18 protein-coding genes and 1 tRNA gene are annotated in these 17,829 nt (G+C 49.8%); 13 read left to right on the top strand and 6 right to left on the bottom strand.

Going from position 1 to position 17,829, the window contains the following annotated elements; translation table 11 throughout:
* Positions 1-44: 44 nt before the first annotated feature.
* From C7W93_RS09590 to C7W93_RS09575, 4 genes are all read left to right on the top strand, one after another.
* A complete protein-coding gene (locus C7W93_RS09590; protein ID WP_108439806.1) occupies positions 45-761 on the top strand; it encodes an ABC transporter permease in 717 nt (238 codons plus the stop codon).
* Between the two features lie 62 nt (positions 762-823).
* Complete coding sequence (locus tag C7W93_RS09585; RefSeq protein WP_108439805.1) at positions 824-1,759, top strand: glycine betaine ABC transporter substrate-binding protein; 936 nt, start codon at positions 824-826, stop codon at positions 1,757-1,759.
* A gap of 10 nt (positions 1,760-1,769) precedes the next feature.
* Positions 1,770-2,423, top strand: a complete 654-nt coding sequence (locus C7W93_RS09580; RefSeq protein WP_108439804.1) for an ABC transporter permease — start codon at positions 1,770-1,772, stop codon at positions 2,421-2,423.
* On the top strand, positions 2,420-3,538 hold the full coding sequence (locus C7W93_RS09575) for a betaine/proline/choline family ABC transporter ATP-binding protein (protein WP_108439803.1): 1,119 nt from the start codon (positions 2,420-2,422) through the stop codon (positions 3,536-3,538). The genes C7W93_RS09580 and C7W93_RS09575 overlap by 4 nt, the downstream gene beginning before the upstream one ends.
* A gap of 363 nt (positions 3,539-3,901) precedes the next feature.
* Here the strand turns inward: C7W93_RS09575 and C7W93_RS09570 are convergent, their stop codons facing one another.
* From C7W93_RS09570 to gloB, 4 genes are all read right to left on the bottom strand, one after another.
* Positions 3,902-5,323: a DEAD/DEAH box helicase gene (locus C7W93_RS09570; RefSeq protein ID WP_108439802.1), complete on the bottom strand. Its 1,422-nt coding sequence runs from the start codon at positions 5,321-5,323 to the stop codon at positions 3,902-3,904.
* A 471-nt stretch (positions 5,324-5,794) separates the two neighbouring features.
* Positions 5,795-6,577, bottom strand: coding sequence for an enoyl-ACP reductase FabI (gene fabI / locus C7W93_RS09560; RefSeq protein WP_108439800.1), 783 nt, complete (start codon positions 6,575-6,577; stop codon positions 5,795-5,797).
* A gap of 204 nt (positions 6,578-6,781) precedes the next feature.
* Positions 6,782-8,368, bottom strand: a complete 1,587-nt coding sequence (locus C7W93_RS09555; protein ID WP_108439799.1) for a transglycosylase SLT domain-containing protein — start codon at positions 8,366-8,368, stop codon at positions 6,782-6,784.
* 289 nt (positions 8,369-8,657) lie between these two features.
* Positions 8,658-9,461 (bottom strand): hydroxyacylglutathione hydrolase, encoded by an 804-nt coding sequence (gene gloB, locus C7W93_RS09550; RefSeq protein WP_108439798.1) that lies wholly within the window; start codon positions 9,459-9,461, stop codon positions 8,658-8,660.
* Here gloB and C7W93_RS09545 point away from each other — a divergent pair.
* The 6 genes from C7W93_RS09545 to C7W93_RS09520 all read left to right on the top strand — a co-directional run bounded on the left by C7W93_RS09545 (position 9,460) and on the right by C7W93_RS09520 (position 12,507).
* Positions 9,460-10,290, top strand: coding sequence for a class I SAM-dependent methyltransferase (locus tag C7W93_RS09545; RefSeq protein WP_108439797.1), 831 nt, complete (start codon positions 9,460-9,462; stop codon positions 10,288-10,290). The two genes, gloB and C7W93_RS09545, sit on opposite strands and share 2 nt — an antisense overlap.
* A gap of 97 nt (positions 10,291-10,387) precedes the next feature.
* Positions 10,388-10,822 (top strand): ribonuclease HI, encoded by a 435-nt coding sequence (gene rnhA, locus C7W93_RS09540; RefSeq protein WP_108439796.1) that lies wholly within the window; start codon positions 10,388-10,390, stop codon positions 10,820-10,822.
* A 62-nt stretch (positions 10,823-10,884) separates the two neighbouring features.
* Positions 10,885-11,610 carry a DNA polymerase III subunit epsilon gene (gene dnaQ, locus C7W93_RS09535; RefSeq protein ID WP_108439795.1) on the top strand — a complete coding sequence of 242 codons (726 nt, stop codon included), beginning with the start codon at positions 10,885-10,887 and terminating at the stop codon, positions 11,608-11,610.
* Positions 11,611-11,720: 110 nt separating this feature from the next.
* Positions 11,721-11,797: transfer RNA gene (locus C7W93_RS09530), tRNA-Val, on the top strand.
* A gap of 126 nt (positions 11,798-11,923) precedes the next feature.
* The gene (locus C7W93_RS09525) at positions 11,924-12,163 is read left to right on the top strand and encodes a hypothetical protein (RefSeq protein ID WP_108439794.1); all 240 of its coding nucleotides are present in this window, start codon (positions 11,924-11,926) and stop codon (positions 12,161-12,163) included.
* Positions 12,164-12,261: 98 nt separating this feature from the next.
* A complete protein-coding gene (locus tag C7W93_RS09520) occupies positions 12,262-12,507 on the top strand; it encodes a hypothetical protein (protein WP_108439793.1) in 246 nt (81 codons plus the stop codon).
* A 69-nt stretch (positions 12,508-12,576) separates the two neighbouring features.
* Here C7W93_RS09520 and C7W93_RS09515 read toward each other — a convergent pair whose 3' ends face one another.
* Complete coding sequence (locus tag C7W93_RS09515; RefSeq protein ID WP_108439792.1) at positions 12,577-12,933, bottom strand: DUF1304 domain-containing protein; 357 nt, start codon at positions 12,931-12,933, stop codon at positions 12,577-12,579.
* Between the two features lie 96 nt (positions 12,934-13,029).
* Positions 13,030-14,337, bottom strand: a complete 1,308-nt coding sequence (locus tag C7W93_RS09510; RefSeq protein ID WP_108439791.1) for an MFS transporter — start codon at positions 14,335-14,337, stop codon at positions 13,030-13,032.
* A 361-nt stretch (positions 14,338-14,698) separates the two neighbouring features.
* On the opposite strand from C7W93_RS09510, the gene C7W93_RS09500 reads away from it, so the two are divergent.
* The 3 genes from C7W93_RS09500 (at position 14,699) to C7W93_RS25030 (ending at position 17,812) form a co-directional block, all read left to right on the top strand.
* Positions 14,699-15,658 carry a LysR substrate-binding domain-containing protein gene (locus C7W93_RS09500; protein ID WP_108439789.1) on the top strand — a complete coding sequence of 320 codons (960 nt, stop codon included), beginning with the start codon at positions 14,699-14,701 and terminating at the stop codon, positions 15,656-15,658.
* 107 nt (positions 15,659-15,765) lie between these two features.
* Positions 15,766-16,437: a response regulator transcription factor gene (locus tag C7W93_RS09495; protein WP_108439788.1), complete on the top strand. Its 672-nt coding sequence runs from the start codon at positions 15,766-15,768 to the stop codon at positions 16,435-16,437.
* The gene (locus C7W93_RS25030) at positions 16,430-17,812 is read left to right on the top strand and encodes a sensor histidine kinase (protein WP_108439787.1); all 1,383 of its coding nucleotides are present in this window, start codon (positions 16,430-16,432) and stop codon (positions 17,810-17,812) included. The genes C7W93_RS09495 and C7W93_RS25030 overlap by 8 nt, the downstream gene beginning before the upstream one ends.
* Positions 17,813-17,829 lie beyond the last annotated feature (17 nt).

The raw sequence follows: 17,829 nt of genomic DNA, 5'->3' as shown, positions 1-17,829 counted from the left end.
GTTTTTCCTGTGCTGTAGATACGTCTTGCAGGAAGGAGTAAAACATGACGAGTCGTTATCGTAATGCCATCGTCGGCACAGCCATCACGCTATTGGTTGTGGCGAGTATCGGCTGGACGGTCGGCGCCGACGCTATTCAGCGGTATCAAGGCGATCTGATTTATTACACTATGCGTCACATGCAGTTGGTTGGCTGGTCAATGTTATTGGCTTTGGCGACCGGTCTGCCCGCAGGTATTTTGCTGAGCCGTCCGCTATTCGCGCGCCACGCAGAAAAATTCATGCAAATCTTTAATATCGGGAACACCATTCCGTCGATTGCCGTATTGGCCCTCGCGTTGGCGTTTTTCGGTATCGGCGATAAACCGTCGATCATTGCTTTATGGCTTGCCTCATTGCTGCCGATAGTGCGCAATACTTACGAGGGGCTGAAGCAAGTACCGCCCGCGCTGAGCGATGCTGCAAAAGGCATCGGCATGAAACCTTATCAAATCTTATTCCGTGTTGAGTTACCGAACGCCATCCCGATTATTGTCGGTGGTATTCGCACTGCATTGGCGATTAACGTCGGGACCGCCCCCCTATCGATTTTGATTGGCGGCGAAAGTCTCGGCAGCATTATTTTCCCCGGCATTTATCTGAATAATCAGGACCAATTGCTACTCGGCGCTACCGCAACGGCATTGCTGGCATTGATGTTGGACGCCATTGTGTCTATCGGCAGTAATGCGTATCTCACCAAACGCGGTTTATTACGCTAATCGGGATGTGCTAATGATGTATTCGGATGCATTTTTTGCCTCCATTTAGAAGGGTAAACACTATGAAAAATAGTATAAAAAAATTGCGCGTAAAGCCGTTATTGGCGATTGCATTAAGCGTATTAACGATATTGGGGTTGGTGGCTTCCACTTCTGCCGCTGCGGCAACGTTGACGGTCGGCGGTAAAAATTTTACTGAACAACTGATTCTGTCCACGATGACGCAGCAATATTTGCAGGCCAAAGGCTACGACGTTGAACTGAAAAATGGTTTGGGCTCCACCATCATGCGTCAGGCAATTGAAAGCGGGCAGCTCGATATTATGTGGGAATACACCGGCGGATCGTTGATCGTCGTTCATAAAGTCTTTGATAAGCTCGATTCAGAGCAATCCTATGAACGCATAAAAAAACTTGATGCCGAGATGCATTTGGTCTGGCTTGAGCCTTCACGATTAAATAACACCTATGCATTAGCGGTACCAGCCAAGCGGGCTGAAGAATATGGCCTGAAAACGATAGAAGATCTGGCTAACAAAATTGCCGCAGATAACGCGCAGAATCCGGACAAAAAACATTTGTTTGGCGTCGATTTTGAATTCGCGTCGCGCCCGGATGGTTTGGGGCCGATGTCAGCGTTGTATGGTTTGAACTTTGACCGCAGCGAGGTCAAGCAAATGGACCCCGGTCTGGTCTACACGGCATTGCGAAACGATCAATTATTTGTCGGTTTGACTTATTCGTCCGATGGACGGATCGAAGGATTTAACTTGAAACTGCTGGAAGACAACAAGCATTTCTTTCCTTTCTATACTGCCGCACCGGTTGTGCGCGAAGAGGTTCTTGCTGCCAATCCCAAACTGGCTGAACAGTTGAATGCGCTTTCTTCCAAAATCGACACCCAGAAAATGGCCGAGATGAATAAGAAAGTCGATATCGATCAACAGCCGATAAAGAAAGTCGCTGAAGATTTCCTGCGTGCCGAAGGTTTGCTGTGAGGACCACAAAATGACACTTTTTAATTATCTTTCTGGCGCATGGCCTGAGATATTACATCTCACCATGCAGCATTTAATGTTGGTGAGTATCGCCGTCGGTCTGGCGATTTTGGTTGGTGTGCCGCTCGGCGTTGTGATGATTCGTCATCCCGGTTTGGCTAGCCTGATGCTGGGTTTGGCGACTGTCGTTTTGACATTGCCGTCGATTGCCTTGTTCGGCTTAATGATTCCGCTGTTCTCGCGTTTCGGTCAGGGACTCGGTCCGTTACCGGCTATTACGGCGGTATTTTTATATTCTTTGTTGCCGATCATGCGGAATACTTATTTGGCGCTGGATGGAATCGAAGATGGCGTAAAGGAAGCCGGTATCGGTATCGGGATGACGTTTTGGCAGCGCTTGCGCCTGGTGGATTTACCGTTGGCAGTCCCTGTGATTTTAGGCGGCGTGCGCTCAGCCGTGGTGATGAATATTGGCGTGATGGCGGTGGCGGCAGTGATTGGCGCAGGCGGTTTGGGCGTATTGATCTTGCATGCGATTAGCCAGAGCAATATGCAGAAACTTGTCGTTGGCGCTGTATTGATTAGTGTTCTGGCGATTGTCGCCGATGCGCTGCTACAGTGGTTGCAACGCGTATTAACACCGAAAGGAATGCAAAAATTATGATAGTTCTCGATAAATTAAGCAAAGTTTTTACTCAAAAAGATGGCGTTAAAGTGAAGGCCGTTGATGAGGTAAGTCTGACTGTCGCTGAGGGGGAAATCTGCGTATTTTTGGGACCCTCGGGTTGCGGTAAGAGCACTACCCTAAAGATGATCAATCGGTTGATCGTACCGACTTCGGGGCGGGTGTTGCTAAACGGCGAGGATACGACCGGGATTGATGAGGTTACGCTGCGGCGGCATATTGGTTATGTGATTCAGCAAGTTGGTCTGTTTCCTAACATGACTATCGAAGAAAATATCACCGTTGTACCACGCTTGCTGGGATGGGATAAAAAGCGCTGTCGTGAACGGGCGGTTGAATTGATGGCGATGGTGGCGTTGGATCCTAAGTTGTATTTGAAGCGTTATCCGCGTGAATTGTCTGGTGGGCAGCAGCAGCGTATCGGGGTGATTCGGGCGTTGGCCGCTGATCCGCCGGTGTTGTTGATGGATGAGCCGTTTGGTGCGGTTGATCCGATCAATCGCGAGTCTATTCAGAATGAGTTTTTTTTAATGCAGCGGCAGCTTAATAAAACGGTGATTATGGTTAGTCATGATATTGACGAGGCCATTAAGCTGGGCGACAAGATTGCTATTTTCCGGGCTGGTAAGTTGGTGCAGATTGATCATCCGGATACACTTTTGGCGCGTCCTAAGGATGAGTTTGTTGGTTCTTTTGTGGGCCAGGATGCTACTTTGAAGCGGTTGCTTTTGGTGCGGGCGGGGGATGCGGCTACTACTTCTGCCACGGTACGGGATGACTCTGCTTTGGTGGATGCTTATGGGTTGATGGACGAGAATGATTATCGCTATGTTACTGTTACTGATGGTGATAATCACGCTATGGGGTTTGTTTCGCGGCGCGATGCTCGGGGGGCGGTGGGAGCTTGTTCTGAGAAGGTGAAGCCGTTTCCTGTTAGTGCTACGCCGGATGAGAATTTACGGGTTGTGCTTTCTAAGATGTATAAACATAGTACTAGTTGGATGCCTGTTATTGATCATGATAGTAGTTATTTGGGTGAGGTTACGCAGGATTCTATTGCGGATTATTTGAGTTCTGGGCGGACTCGGCGGTAGGGGGCTGATTTAGAACGATGTTTGGGGATTTGATACTGTCGGCGCTCCGTTGGGGCTTTGCCGGGGGCGGCCCGACAGCCGGTCACTTTCTTTTGCGTCGGCTCGGCGCCCGATTTGCCTGTAATTTCAAAAGCAACTTCAACGTTCTTTAGCTGATTCAAAGCACTTTTCTTGCTGACTTGGTCATCGTCGTGATGTCAGTCTGGGAGTGAGAATTTTGTTTGAATTAAATAGCCGAGGTTGGGCTAGAGTTTAGATCTGTACTGATAAATAAAAAACGGCCATCGGAGTAATCCGATGGCCGTTTTTTGTTTAGTTTAACAATCAGTGATGATTGTTGGACTAACTATTATTGAGCGCTAATTAACGATCGCCAAACGAGCGACGTGTGCTGCTGTCGTTTGTGCGGTTGCCTTTGTAGCCGCCGCCTGCACCAGCGCCTGCGCCAGCACCGTCACGGCGTGGAGCACCTGGTTTGCTAAATGTACGGCCACCGCTTGGCTTGCTTGGTGCACCGCGGTTATCGCCTGGTTTCCAGCCACCTGGTTTGTGGTTCGAGCGTGGTGCTGATGCTGTTTTCTTTGGTTCGAAACCAACAACGACATCGACTGGAATCAATTGCTTGGTGAAGCGTTCGATGCGTTTGACGTTCATGCTTTCAGCGTGGTTTACCAGTGACACGGCAACGCCGTTACGGCCAGCGCGACCGGTACGGCCGATGCGGTGGACGTAGTCTTCTGGGAACTTCGGCAGATCGTAGTTGAATACGTGGGTGATGGCTGGGACGTCGATACCGCGAGCGGCGACGTCAGTTGCTACCAATACACGAACTTGACCGCGACGCAGGCTGTCCAGAGTGCGGTTACGCGCGCCTTGATGCATGTCACCATGCAGTGCAGCAGCAGCGAAGCCAGCGATGTTCAGGCGGTCAGCGATATTGTCTGCATCACGCTTGGTTGCTGTAAATACGACAGCTTGGTCCATGGTTTCGTCGCGCAACAAATGATCCAGCAAACGATTCTTGTGCGACAGATCGTCGACAAAATGAACCTTTTGTTGAATGTTTTCATGTTTTGTTGCCGAACCAGCGATCTGAATGATCATTGGGTTTTTGGTGATGCGCTTTGCCATGTTACCGACAACGCCATCCAGCGTAGCGGAGAACAGCATTGTTTGACGCGACTCAGGTGTGGCAGCAACGATTTTTTCGATATCGTCGATGAAACCCATGTCCAGCATACGATCGGCTTCGTCTAGTACCAGAATTTGCAGTTGCGAGAAATCGATTTTGCCCGATTCCATGTGATCGATCAGACGACCAGGTGTAGCAACCAGGATTTCTGGGTTCTTGGCAAGCAATTGCATTTGCTTTGGATAAGGCATGCCGCCAAGGATCGAAATTGCTTTGATACGCTTCATGTGCGAACCGTACTTGTCAGTCGCGCTTGTTACTTGCAATGCCAATTCACGTGTTGGAGTCAACACCAGCATTTTTGGCTGAGCGGCTTTAAAACGTGGACGGTCACCGCGTGAACGCGATGCCTGCATTTCTTGATTTGGTGTTTTGCCGGTCTGGTCAACTACTGGCTCAGAGGCGAATTTATGCAGTGCTGGCAGCATGAATGCTGCAGTTTTGCCGGAACCGGTTTGCGACGATACCATTAGGTCGCGGCCTTCGATGGCGGCTGGAACAGCTTGTTCCTGAACGCTAGTTGGTTTTGTGTAGCCGGCTTCAGTCAATGCCTGGATAACGGACGCGTGCAGGCCTAGGGATTCAAATGTCATTATTTTCTTTCGTAAAGTTCAGCGCTATATTCTGCAAGCAGTCGTAAAACGACAAATGCAGAGAACGCAAAAAAGCAACGCCGACCAACGAAATTACTATGAAACGACAAAGAAATTTCGGCACAAAAGCTTTGCGCCGGGACGGTGTCAGTTAAACGACACACAAGGCGGGAGGGCTTTTACAATGCAATGTCTTAAATTGATGCAAGACACGCTTAGGCTTGCGCAGCTACTTGTTTTTGTTCTTAATGATTAAACTGTTGTCTAACCATTGCTTGCGTCATATTGCAACGCAGCCCCGGATAATACAGTATTTTTCATCCTATTACACGCTCAATGTTGCGATTGCACATAAATAACGGCGTTTGTTTGTAGGTGCCTTTGTTGATAGTGCGCAATAGCAACAAAAACGTCCGAGAAGGCTCGGACGTTTTTCTGGAAAATCCTGGGATGCCTGACTCCGTCAGAAATTTATTCCGAGATGCCGCCGACAACCTTGGAGAAACCGCCATCTACGTAGGTGATTTCGCCGGTAATGCCGCTAGCTAGATCGGACAACAGGAAGGCTGATGCATTGCCGACATCTTCTAGCGTGACGTTGCGACGCAAAGGAGCATGGTCTGCCACAAAGCCGAGGATTTTGCCGAAGCCTTTAATGCCGCTGGCCGCCAATGTCTTGATTGGACCGGCAGAGATACCATTGACGCGTACACCCTTTGGGCCGAGCGATTCAGCGAGGTAACGCACGCTGGCTTCGAGCGAAGCTTTCGCCAGACCCATTGTGTTGTAGTTAGGTACTACGCGGTCTGAACCCAGATAAGTCAGGGTTAGTAATGCTGAATTTGGGCGCAGCATCGGCAACGCTGCTTTTGCCATCGCCGGAAAGCTATACGCCGAGATGTCATGCGCGATCTTGAAGCCTTCGCGTGATAAGCCATCCAAAAAGTCACCAGCAATCGCTTCTGCCGGAGCGAAGCCGATTGCGTGTACTAGGCCATCCAATTGATCCCACGATTTTCCAAGGTCAGCAAACAATGCATTGATTTGGGCATCATCGCCAACATCGCAATTGAAAATCAATGTGCTGTCGAATTCAGCGGCAAATTTAGTGATGCGGTCTAAAAAACGTTCGCCGACATAGGTAAATGCGAGTTCTGCACCTTCGCGCTTGCAAGCCTGGGCGATCCCATAGGCGATTGAGCGATTCGATAATACGCCCGTGATGAGGATTTTTTTTCCTTGCAGAAATGCCATGTTGACTCCAGATAAATGCGCCGCAAATCAAGTGCGAGGTGCGGCCGCGAGGTTGTGCAATGCGCTACCTGCCGGGTGACACGCGTCACTGGCACAATAACGGATGGGGGTTTTACGCGAATAAGGGCAGATTGTAGGGGTTCATTGCGATCAGGGCAACTAAGCTTGCCCTGATCGCGTTACTTACGATGCCGTTGTCACGCTTTATTGTTTTCGAGAACTTCGGGCTGACGCCAGAATTTCTGTCTTTGTGCTTTGGGGTTTGCTTTTCTTGCTTGCAGCAACGATAACTGCTTTTTTCTCATGTGTCTTGCTGGCGGTTTGTGCGACTTTTACGATGCGCTCCTTACGTTCGCCACGCTTGTTGACTATCACCGCCTTGTGGTATTGCGTGGTGGCAGAAGCGCGTCTGATGCTGCCATCGCCGGAGGAGGCCATGCGGTTCGGTACTTGTAATTGCAAACTTTGACCACGGCTGACACCGTCGCGATGCAAGCTGTTCCAGGATTTGACTTGGCTGACGCTGACGTTATAGCGACCGGCGATGGATGCCAGCGTATCGCGCTTTCCTACTTTGACAAAGATCCGCCGCGTCTCAGGGACGTCTGGCGCGACTGCCATAGTGGCGTTATTGGCGACTTCAGCGGTGATGTCGCTATTTTCGCTCTCGGTTTTTGGCACCAGAATAGTCGAGCCAGCTTTGAGCAACATCCGTGGCGGAATATGATTTACTTCGCGGAGAATGGCGGGCGTCGTGTCGAATTTGATCGCAATTGCCTCAATCCGTTCGCGTGCACTGCCAACGGTGTGCGACGTCCACGATGACAAAGACTGCGTCCATTTAATGATGTTTTTCTTAAATTTTTCTGCATTCGTTTGCGGCAGCAAAATTTTAGTATCCGAACTGCCGATAATGACAGGACGATTAAATTGGGGATTGAGTGCTCTGAAGTCATCCAGTGACAGTTCCGCCAGTTGCGCGGCAACTTTCACGTCAATGTCGCGGGTTTTGCCGATGGTGACAAAATATGGTTCATTGTCGATTTTTGGCAGGGCAATATTATACGCCTCAGGCGCTGCGATGATGTTTTTTACCGCTTGCAATTTAGGCACATAATTGCGAGTTTCAGCAGGCATCAGCGGTGCCAGACTAGCAAAGTCGGTAGGCAAACCGGCGGCTTGATTTCTGTCGATAGCCTTTTGGACCGAGCCTTGGCCCCAGTTATAGGCTGCCAGCGCCAGTTGCCAGTCGCCAAACATGGCGTACAAAGTTTGTAAATAGGTTAATGCAGCGTCGGTGGAGGCAAGCACGTCACGGCGCTCGTCTTTGAACATGTTTTGCTTGAGGTTGAAATCGCGTCCCGTCGCTGGCATAAATTGCCATAAACCTACGGCTTTGGCGCTAGAGAAGGCTTGGGGATTAAACGATGACTCAATAAATGGCAGCAGCGCGAGTTCGGTCGGCATGCCCCGTTTTTCCAACTCTTGTACGACGTGAAACAAATAAGGCGAGGCACGCAGCGTGGTGCGTTCAAAATAATCGGGGCGGGAGCTATAGAACTCGGTTTGCGAGACGACTTGGGCATTGTCGAGGTCTGGAATACTAAATCCTCTGCGTATCCGGGTCCAGACATCGAACTGCGACATCCCAATCACTGCAGGATTGGGGTTGGATGGATCAATCAAACTAAAATTGGGGGTGTAGATAGAAATATCATTGGCTTGGGCCAATAGCGGTGCGCCGAAAAATGCGATGGCGGCAAGCGCGTATGTCTTGAGTGTAAATTGCATGGATTCTTTTTTCTGACGGCATAGGAAGCAGCCGGTATAAAAGGGACAGCGAAAAGGCTAAAGCGCAGTGTACGTAACCGGCTTTTGTCGCGTCAAGCAAAAAATACGCTATCACTTTTGCATAAGTGATTGATTTATAGCGCAATTACGCTAAACAGCGTTCCATAGATTAGGAAATTGCCTATGGAGGGGAATAATGTGCCGGTGGGATGCAACAACTATTTTTGAAGAGATATTTCACAACTGCTAAATAAATATTATTCTAATAATATATACAGTTATTGGCAGTTTATTTGAAATTATTTTTCCATAAACGCAACGCGGCAAATGCAGCCACCGGATCGTCGTTTGCAGCAGCGTTCAGATAATCGCTTTGTTGAAGGCTGGAAATAATTTCTGGCTGTCGATAGCGCAAGAAGGGATTTGTCGCATTTTCCAAGGCAATATTCGACGGTACGGTCGGGATATTGCGATCACGCTTGGCTTGATCTGCGGCAATCCGTTCGAGCAGTGCCGGGTTGCCTGGCTCAACAGCCTGTGCAAAGCGCAGATTCGCCATCGTATATTCGTGGGCGCAAAATACCTGCGTTTGTGGCGGCAATGTGCTTAACTTTGAAAGCGATGCGACCATTTGCGCAGGTGTGCCCTCGAACAAACGCCCGCAGCCGCCAGCAAATAGCGTATCGCCGCAGAATAACCAGTTTTCTGACTGCGCCACATACGCAATATGACCGCGGGTGTGGCCGGGTACGTCAAGTACAGACAACTTTAGCGGTAATTGCGGAACCTCTACAACGTCGCCTTCTTTTAATAGTTTGGTAACATTCGCGATAACTTCGCCCGCCGGGCCAAAGACAGGAACATTATTATGCTGCAATAATGTTTCCACCCCGCCAACATGGTCAGCATGATGATGTGTCAGTAAAATAGCGCTCAGTTTGAGTCCGAGGGTCGCAAGCGTTGCAATTACCGGCGCGGCGTCGCCGGGATCGACGATTGCGGCGTGCTGCCCATCATGGATAAGCCATAGATAATTGTCATTGAAAGCCGGAATCGCTACTACACTCAACGCGTTATTTAACAAGGCAGTCATGGAATATCCGTCTTCAAAAAAGTCTATTATAGCGCTCGGTCCATGGCTACAAACACCCATAGGCCGGTATATGCTGGAATGGGAGCAGGCGCATCTGGACGCAATGACCGCCGATATTTTCGGTTTTAATGCGATGCAAATTGGGTTGCCCGAAATCGATGCATTGCAGGCTAACAGAATGCGGCATAAATGGTTGAGCGATAGCAAAGTTGTTGTCGGCTCAGCGCAAAATCCGCTGATTGGTTGTGGTTTGCAGGAGCAAAATCCGGATCACGCATCGGGCCGCTCTAAAATAGTCATCGCGCACGATTTCGCCGAGTTGCCATTTGCCTCACAAAGTCTGGATCTGGTGGTGTTGCCGCATGTATTGGAGTTTGCCGACGAGCCGCATCAGGTCTTGCGGGAGGTGGAGAGGGTATTGATTCCCGAAGGGCAGGTCATTATTTGTGGGTTTAATCCCGCCAGTTTATGGGGAATACGGCAATCTACGGGCCGATTATCGGGCGCGCATTTTTTGCCGCAGAATGCAGAGTTTATTAGTTTATTGCGCCTGAAAGACTGGTTAAAGCTGCTGAATATGGAAGTCAATCGTGGCCGTTTCGGTTGTTACGCGCCGCCATGCTCCACAGCTAAATGGTTGCACCGTTTTTCGTTTATGGAGAAAGCCGGTAACCGCTGGTGGCCTTATTTTGGCGCTACTTATATAGTGCAAGCGATTAAACGGGTCAAAGGTATGCATCTGATTGGACCGGCGTTTAGTAAAAAAGCAGTCCAGGCGGGCAAGGGCGTACCAGCCACCAACCGAATACATAAAGCGGGCGAAAAATAAGCGGGGAATTGCGCTGCAGGCATAGTGTTTGGCGGCCGCGCTGTAATTGCATTGCAAACGATTTCGTTCTGATTCAATTTTCAAGAAATAGACAAGCATGGACAAAGTAGAAATATTCACCGATGGCGCTTGCAAGGGCAATCCCGGCACTGGCGGCTGGGGCGCGTTACTGATTTCTGGCGGCAACGAAAAAGAGTTATTTGGCGGTGAGCGCAATACGACCAATAATCGGATGGAGTTGTTGGCTGTGATTGAGGCCTTAAAGGTGCTCAAAAAGCCGTGCGAGGTCACGGTGCATACCGATAGCCAATACGTTCAGAAAGGGATCAGCGAGTGGATTCATGGCTGGAAAGCGCGTGGCTGGAAAACTGCCGCCAAGGCACCAGTGAAGAATGTCGATTTATGGCAAGCGTTGGATGCGGCACAGGCGCAGCATCAGATGCAATGGCGCTGGATCAAAGGGCATGCCGGCCATGTTGGCAATGAACGTGCTGATCAGCTTGCCAATCGGGGCGTACTCACTGTTTTGTAGCCTGATAATGGGTGATGTTTGCCATTTGCTTTTCCGAATACTTTTAAAAAATTGAAGTGACTATGCGACAAATCGTTCTAGATACAGAAACTACCGGTCTTAATCCGCGCACCGGTGACCGCATCATCGAAATTGGCTGTGTTGAATTGATCGACCGACGTTTAACTGGCAACAATTATCACCAATACATTAATCCCGAGCGTGATTCTGAAGATGGCGCGTTGGCGGTGCATGGATTGACGACGGAATTCCTCAGCGACAAGCCGAAATTCATACAGATTGCCGCGGAGTTGAGAGAGTACATCGCCGGTGCCGAAGTCATTATTCATAATGCTCCGTTCGATTTGGGCTTTTTGGATGCTGAGTTCAAGCGACTGGATCGTGAGATTTTCAGCAATGAAATCGCTGGTGTTATCGATACGCTGGTCCAGGCGAAGGAGATGTATCCCGGCAAGCGGAATTCGCTGGATGCGCTGTGTGATCGTTACGGTATTTCAAATGCGCATCGTACGTTGCATGGCGCGTTGCTGGATTCTGAGTTGTTGGCTGAAGTTTATTTGGCGATGACGCGGGGGCAAAATAGTTTCAGTATTGATTTTGGCGATGGGGATGAGAGTCTTGGCGAGGATGGGGTACGGTTGCCGTTAGCACCGCTGGGCGAGATTTTTGTACGGCTTGCGAATACCGAAGAACTGGCCGATCACGAGGTGGTTTTGGCTAGTCTGGATAAGGAAGTAAGAGGGGTATGCATTTGGCATAAGGCAGAGGTTGAGGTTGTACTAAACTAAGTGCGCGAAAGCGCGATCATTGTGACCTCTTCTGATTGCTGTTGGAAAATCATTAAAATTAAGGTTGTACAGATGCGAAGGTTGTTGTATTATTTCGTCCTGTTGCAAACGGGCGGTTAGTTCAGCTGGTTAGAATACTTGGTCGACATCCAAGGGGTCGCAGATTCGAATTCTGCACCGCCCACCAGAATATAAAAGGTCTTTCTTCGGAAAGGCCTTTTTTGTTTTCCGCTGCGTTAACACTGTGGAGGGCGGCTGAGGCTGGCTTGCCATTGCGTCAGTGCACTATTCAATATTTGCTTAGGGCGCGCTTATGTCTTCTATAAAAGCATCGTTTTTCAATACTAAATATGTTGGACAAGTTGCGTCATGGGTCTTGATTGGCGTGTTTGTGCTGTTCTATAAAGTAATTCTGCCTAGGTATATTGAGAGTCCTGTTTGGGAGAATTCGACGGTTTTTGGAGTTGGGGTTGCGCTTTCGTGGATTGTTGGGCGTTTGGTTGGAAAAATGGTGCTGGAGAAGAAGCGCATTGGGGCTTTTCTGGTTAAGTGAATTGGTTCGCCTAACACTCGTCCAGTAGACGAAGAACCCCCTCAATGCACGTCCACTTTTTTCCATGGTACGATCCTAATAACAACTAGGAGACTACAATGCCATCCACTACCATAGGTACGTATGAAATTGAGTATTCAGGTGTTTTACTGCCCGATAGCGAACACTGGGCAGCCTACGTAACGATCTTCGCACCGTCACCCAACCCGATGCACCGCAACAATATATTCCCCAACCAGCGCGTTTCCGTCGAGCACATTTTCAGCACTCAGGCAGAAGCCGAGCAGGAGGCTCTAAAGATCGCCACGGAGATGATCAGTCAGTGCAAATCCAAAGCAACCTGATAAACCAACCAATCAGCCTGCGATTAATATCAATAGTCAGTCCAATGCATTCAGGCCGAAAAAAGCCCCTCAAGCCGCCAACAAAAACCCCAACGCAATGGCAGCAGGCAGCGCTTGAACGAACAGGATCTTTTTACCTACTGTAGCCGCGCCAAATATTCCTGCAATAATCACACAAAGCAGAAAAAACACACTAATCGCCAAGCCCGCCGTTCCCAGGTAAAGACCCCAAATCAGCCCCGCCGCAAGAAACCCATTATATAAACCCTGATTCGCGGCGAGCGTTTTCGAGGCGGTGGCGAACTCCTGTGTCAGACGAAAAGTTTTCAACCCGATTGGCTTATCCCACAAAAACATTTCCAGCACCAGAAAATACACGTGCAGCAACGCAACCAGAGCAATCAAAACGCTTGCGATGACGATCATGGACTTTTCCTTAAAACGAAGATTTACGCACTATACATGGCGCAGCCCACCTTTTGCCGAAGCAAAGCGTGGGCTGCGTGTCCTGCGAGCGCTGCGTTATTTGTTCACTAAACGTGGCGGTAACGTCATTGTCAGAACTGCGCCTATCAACAACGAAGCCGCTAGCAAGAACATTCCGCTATTGGTGCTTTGCGTCGTATCTTTCAGCCAACCGACCGCGTAAGGGCTGACGAAACCAGCCAGATTACCTACCGAGTTAATCAGCGCAATCCCGGCAGCTGCCGCGGTACCGCCTAGTAAGGCCGTTGGCAAACTCCAAAACAAGGGCAGCACGGAAACGATACCAATCGCTGCCAGCGTCAACGCACTCATTGCCAACAACGTATTGTGGTCAAACGCGATACTCAATAACAGCCCGATACTGCCCAGAACGGCGGGGATTGCCACGTGCCAGCGGCGTTCGCGGTGTTTATCGGCACTGCGTGCAATCAATAACATGGCGACTACCGAGAAAGCGTACGGAATGGCAGTCAACATGCCGATATCAAATAAATCGGTGACGCCAGTGGTTTTGATAATGGTCGGAAGCCAGAAGCTGACGCCGTACAGTCCCATCACAAAAGAGAAGTAAATCAGCGCCAGCAGCCATGTCCTGGAATTTGCCACCATTTGTCCGAGCGATTGTTCTTCCTTTTGGCTGGCTTCGGCTTTTACCTGAACTTCCAGCAATTGCTTCTCTTCTTCCGTCAGCCATTTGGCATCACGAATCCGATCCTGCAAATACATAATGACCGCTATACCCAGAACTAATGATGGAATCGCTTCTAAAATAAACATCCATTGCCAACCTGCGAGACCGTTTGTGCCGTTCATGTTACGCAGGATCCATCCCGACAAAGGGCCTCCAATGACGCCTGAAATAGGAATGCCAGTCATGAAAAGGGCCACGATTTTGCCGCGACGATGGGATGGATACCAATAGGTCAGATATAAAATCACACCGGGAAAGAAGCCTGCTTCTGCTACGCCGAGCAAAAACCGCATTACGTAGAACGTCGTTGGCGTGTTCACGAAAATCATCGCGCCGGAGACCAGTCCCCACGTGATCATGATGCGGGCGATCCATAACCGTGCGCCCACGCGATGCAAAATCATGTTGCTGGGGACTTCAAAGATAAAATAGCCGATAAAAAAGATGCCGGCGCCGAGTCCGTAGACTGTTTCGCTAAACTTCAGATCGTTCAGCATTTGTAATTTGGCGAAACCGACGTTCACGCGGTCCAGATAGGAGCCGACGTAACAGAGAAACAGCAACGGTAGCAAACGCCATGTTACTTTGGCATAGGTGGCGGTTTCAAATGCGGGGGGAGCGGAGGAACTATAACTATCAACGTTAGCAACCATGTCTTCCTCTATGTGTAATTGTAATTAAGGAGTCTGTTTTATTACGTCAGGCTTACGTAAAATCGCGCATGCACCGTGCGCTGTTTTCGTTAATATGTCGTACTTGAACAATTTTTCGTAAGCCTTTTTTCTGTCTGCTCAGCGATGAATTACTGCCAGACGAGGAAATACAACCAAACTAATAATGCGTTGCAGCTAGCGATATTACATAATGTTGCGACTTTGTATGAATAAATAATTTCCGGGACTGACGTAAAAACGTCGCGACGAACAGATCATCTTCCGCGGCTTGAGGAACGCTGGTGCTGCGCGCACAATTTTGCTTGAGTCTTGATTTTTTGATGATTAGGATCACCCCTTCATGGAATTGCGTCAACTGCGTTATTTCGTTGCCATTGTCGATCACGGCTCGCTTTCCAGCGCCGCCCGTGTCCTGCACGTAGCCCAACCCGCGCTGACGCAGCAAATCAAGCAGCTGGAAGACGAACTTGAGGCGCAATTGCTGCACCGCTCGGCCCAAGGTGTCATGGCGACCGATGCCGGAAAAATATTTTACGAGCATGCGCAGGCAATTCTGAAGCAGGTCGGCGATGCCAAGTCGGCAGTGGGGCAGTCTACCGACAATCCTACTGGCACCGTCGCGTTGGGTATTCCGCAAAGTGCCTCTGGCGTACTCGCGCTTCCCCTCCTGACAGCAATCCGTGCCCGCTACCCGGAAATTTCGCTGCAATTGACAGAAGAATTGACCGGCAACCTGATTGAGCAGTTGAAAACCGGCCGTATCAATCTGGCAGTCTTGTTTGATGATGGACAATTGACATCCTTTGCCACCATGCCGTTGGTGGAGGAGGAAATGATGTTCATCACACGCCGCGATTCGCACTATGCCGACGCGCAGAATGCGACGGCATCCTCAGCCTCCGGGTCAATCACTTTGAGCGAAGTAGTCAAGGCACCCTTAATTTTGCCCGGCCGCTTGCATGGCGTGCGTCCCCGGATTGAGAACATCGTCAGAACGATGGGTTTATCAATCGATAACGTCATCGAAATCAACTCTGTGACAATTTTAAAATCCGCGATTCTGGCCGATATTGGCGCGACAATTTTACCTGTCGCGCCATTGCTATTGGAGATCGAACGCGGTGAAATGCAGGCTTACACGATTAGCGACGTGGTGCTATCGCGCAGGTTGGTGTTGTGCGCGTCGAAGAATATTCCATTGACGAATGCGGCGGCGGCGGTCGAGCGGCTGGTATTGGAAGTCGCAGAAGAGTTATGCAGTAGCGGCCAATGGCGCAATGCCAAAACCTTGACGGTTTAGGACCCACAAGGGCGCATTAGTATTTTGTTGCAGATTCGCGTTGGTTTTTATCACCAACGATCGACAAGACAGACCAGCGCCGCAAGGCCTTTTTAGATTTAGAAATTATGCACATTCTTCTCGTAGAAGATGATTCGGTCCTCGCAGATGGTATTTTGCGCATCTTCAAAAGCCATGGGATGGTCGTCGACGTGGTCCAGAACGGTAGCGATGCCGATGCGTTGTTACAGCGCACCGAAATTTCAGTTGTGGTGCTCGACATCGGCTTGCCCGGTATTGATGGTTTTGAAGTCGTGCGTCGGCTGCGTGCACGTGGGAGCCAGATTCCGGTCTTGCTATTGACCGCTCGCGACTCTGTACAGGATCGGGTCTACGGTTTGGAGATCGGTGCTGACGATTACCTGGTCAAGCCATTTGCAACGCAAGAATTGGTCGCGCGAGTACGTGCTTTGTTACGCCGCAGCGCGCCACAACCTTTAGAAATGCATCTGGGCGGCCTATCCTTAAATACCTCCTCGCGTCGCGCAAAAATTAATGGCAAGACGATCGAACTGTCGGTACGCGAATGGGCGGTGCTGGAATATCTGTTGCAACAAGCTTCCCGCGTGGTCTCGCGCCAGCAAATTATTGATGCGATTTTGCCGTGGGGCGCCGAACTGACGCTGAACGCGGTTGAGGTGTATATCTCTCGCATACGCTTGAAAATCGCCGATGCCGGTATCGAAATTCGTACCATTCGAGGGTTTGGTTACATGCTGGAAAAAGCCGACCATGAATAGCATCCGCATTAACCTGCTGAAATGGCTGATCGTACCGTTGCTGCTGGTGAATTTTATTGGCGCTGGTCTCAGTTATTGGCTTGCCTGGATTCCTGCGCAAATCGCCTTCGATCAAAGCCTGGCCGATGCTGGTTGGGCCATGGTGCCGCGATTGCAAGAGAAAGATGGTCAGGTTGATATCAACTTATCGAAGCAAGCCGAGCAGGTATTGCGGGTCGACCATTTCGATGCCATTTATTTAGTCGTTCGCAGCGGAGATGGCAAATTGCTTGCCGGGGATGCCGATTTTCCACCTTTGCCCAGACAAAAATTATTCAACGAGCCGTCGCCTTACGATGGCCAAATGCGCGGCGAACCGGTACGGATAGTTGCGCTGCAAACCATGATCGGACAGCAACCGGTATTTATCGGTGTTGCCGAAACGCTGCGCAAACGTAATCATATTCGCTCAGTCATATTTTTAGCATTGTCCTTGCTAGAGGCCGTGTTGGCGATAATGTTGGTTGCGACGATCTGGTTCGCCGTCAGTAAGGGTTTGTTGCCGCTGAAAAAGATGCAAATTGATTTGAATTTACGCGATCACGACGATTTGTCGGCAGTGGCTGAAGACAATGTTCCTTTGGAACTTGGCCCGGTCGTCAGTGCGATGAATGGCTTACTGAACAAAGTGCAAATCGGCGCAAAAAAGCAGCAAAACTTTCTGGCAAATGTGGCGCATCAGTTGCGTACGCCGTTGGCAGGGTTCAGAACGCAACTGGAATGGCTGCTACAAAAATATACCAACGAGCCAGAAACGGCGCACTCGATCAAGCTCATGGTGTCATCTACCGAACGCATGATCCGGCAGACTAATCAGCTTCTCGCGCTGGCAAGGGCCGAGCCGACCAAGTTTGAGAAAGACCGGCTGGAAGTCATTGAGTTGAACAAACTGGTAGAAGAATCGATACAACATTTTGTGGAGGAGGCCGACAAAAAATCCATCGATCTCGGCTTCAATTTGGAAACAACCCGTGTCATGGGTGATCAATTTTTGTTGCGCGATCTGATCGATAATTTGATAGACAATGCGATTCGTTATTCACCACCGAAAGGCACGGTCACAGTAAATACGATACAAGGCAAAGACGGCGGGATTTTCTCGGTTGAAGACTCAGGGCCGGGGATCGCCTCGGCCGAGCAAGAATTGATTTTTAATCGCTTTTATCGGATCGATGACAATATCGCGGGCAATGGCCTGGGCTTAGCGATTGTGCGCGATATCACCAATGATCACGGGGCGAGAATTTCGGTTGATCCCGGCGCAGTTGGCGGCACGATATTCGCAGTGCATTTTCCGTTTCCTATTCTTGGCACGCCGACGAAATTGCGACCTTAGCCTTTTTTTTTCATCCC

The organism is Glaciimonas sp. PCH181 (assembly GCF_003056055.1).
In the GTDB taxonomy this organism is placed as follows: domain Bacteria; phylum Pseudomonadota; class Gammaproteobacteria; order Burkholderiales; family Burkholderiaceae_D; genus Glaciimonas.
Note: the sequence above shows the minus strand (reverse complement) of the source record. Positions and strands in the feature narration are given on the sequence as shown.

What these genes read in the sequence shown, in the direction of transcription:
- C7W93_RS09590 (WP_108439806.1), top strand. Translation starts at nt 45, where the DNA reads ATGACGAGTCGTTATCGTAATGCCATCGTCGGCACAGCCATCACGCTA.
- C7W93_RS09585 (WP_108439805.1), top strand. Translation starts at nt 824, where the DNA reads ATGAAAAATAGTATAAAAAAATTGCGCGTAAAGCCGTTATTGGCGATT.
- C7W93_RS09580 (WP_108439804.1), top strand. Translation starts at nt 1,770, where the DNA reads ATGACACTTTTTAATTATCTTTCTGGCGCATGGCCTGAGATATTACAT.
- C7W93_RS09575 (WP_108439803.1), top strand. Translation starts at nt 2,420, where the DNA reads ATGATAGTTCTCGATAAATTAAGCAAAGTTTTTACTCAAAAAGATGGC.
- C7W93_RS09570 (WP_108439802.1), bottom strand. Translation starts at nt 5,323, where the DNA reads ATGACATTTGAATCCCTAGGCCTGCACGCGTCCGTTATCCAGGCATTG.
- fabI (WP_108439800.1), bottom strand. Translation starts at nt 6,577, where the DNA reads ATGGCATTTCTGCAAGGAAAAAAAATCCTCATCACGGGCGTATTATCG.
- C7W93_RS09555 (WP_108439799.1), bottom strand. Translation starts at nt 8,368, where the DNA reads ATGCAATTTACACTCAAGACATACGCGCTTGCCGCCATCGCATTTTTC.
- C7W93_RS09545 (WP_108439797.1), top strand. Translation starts at nt 9,460, where the DNA reads ATGGAATATCCGTCTTCAAAAAAGTCTATTATAGCGCTCGGTCCATGG.
- gloB (WP_108439798.1), bottom strand. Translation starts at nt 9,461, where the DNA reads ATGACTGCCTTGTTAAATAACGCGTTGAGTGTAGTAGCGATTCCGGCT.
- rnhA (WP_108439796.1), top strand. Translation starts at nt 10,388, where the DNA reads ATGGACAAAGTAGAAATATTCACCGATGGCGCTTGCAAGGGCAATCCC.
- dnaQ (WP_108439795.1), top strand. Translation starts at nt 10,885, where the DNA reads ATGCGACAAATCGTTCTAGATACAGAAACTACCGGTCTTAATCCGCGC.
- C7W93_RS09525 (WP_108439794.1), top strand. Translation starts at nt 11,924, where the DNA reads ATGTCTTCTATAAAAGCATCGTTTTTCAATACTAAATATGTTGGACAA.
- C7W93_RS09520 (WP_108439793.1), top strand. Translation starts at nt 12,262, where the DNA reads ATGCCATCCACTACCATAGGTACGTATGAAATTGAGTATTCAGGTGTT.
- C7W93_RS09515 (WP_108439792.1), bottom strand. Translation starts at nt 12,933, where the DNA reads ATGATCGTCATCGCAAGCGTTTTGATTGCTCTGGTTGCGTTGCTGCAC.
- C7W93_RS09510 (WP_108439791.1), bottom strand. Translation starts at nt 14,337, where the DNA reads ATGGTTGCTAACGTTGATAGTTATAGTTCCTCCGCTCCCCCCGCATTT.
- C7W93_RS09500 (WP_108439789.1), top strand. Translation starts at nt 14,699, where the DNA reads ATGGAATTGCGTCAACTGCGTTATTTCGTTGCCATTGTCGATCACGGC.
- C7W93_RS09495 (WP_108439788.1), top strand. Translation starts at nt 15,766, where the DNA reads ATGCACATTCTTCTCGTAGAAGATGATTCGGTCCTCGCAGATGGTATT.
- C7W93_RS25030 (WP_108439787.1), top strand. Translation starts at nt 16,430, where the DNA reads ATGAATAGCATCCGCATTAACCTGCTGAAATGGCTGATCGTACCGTTG.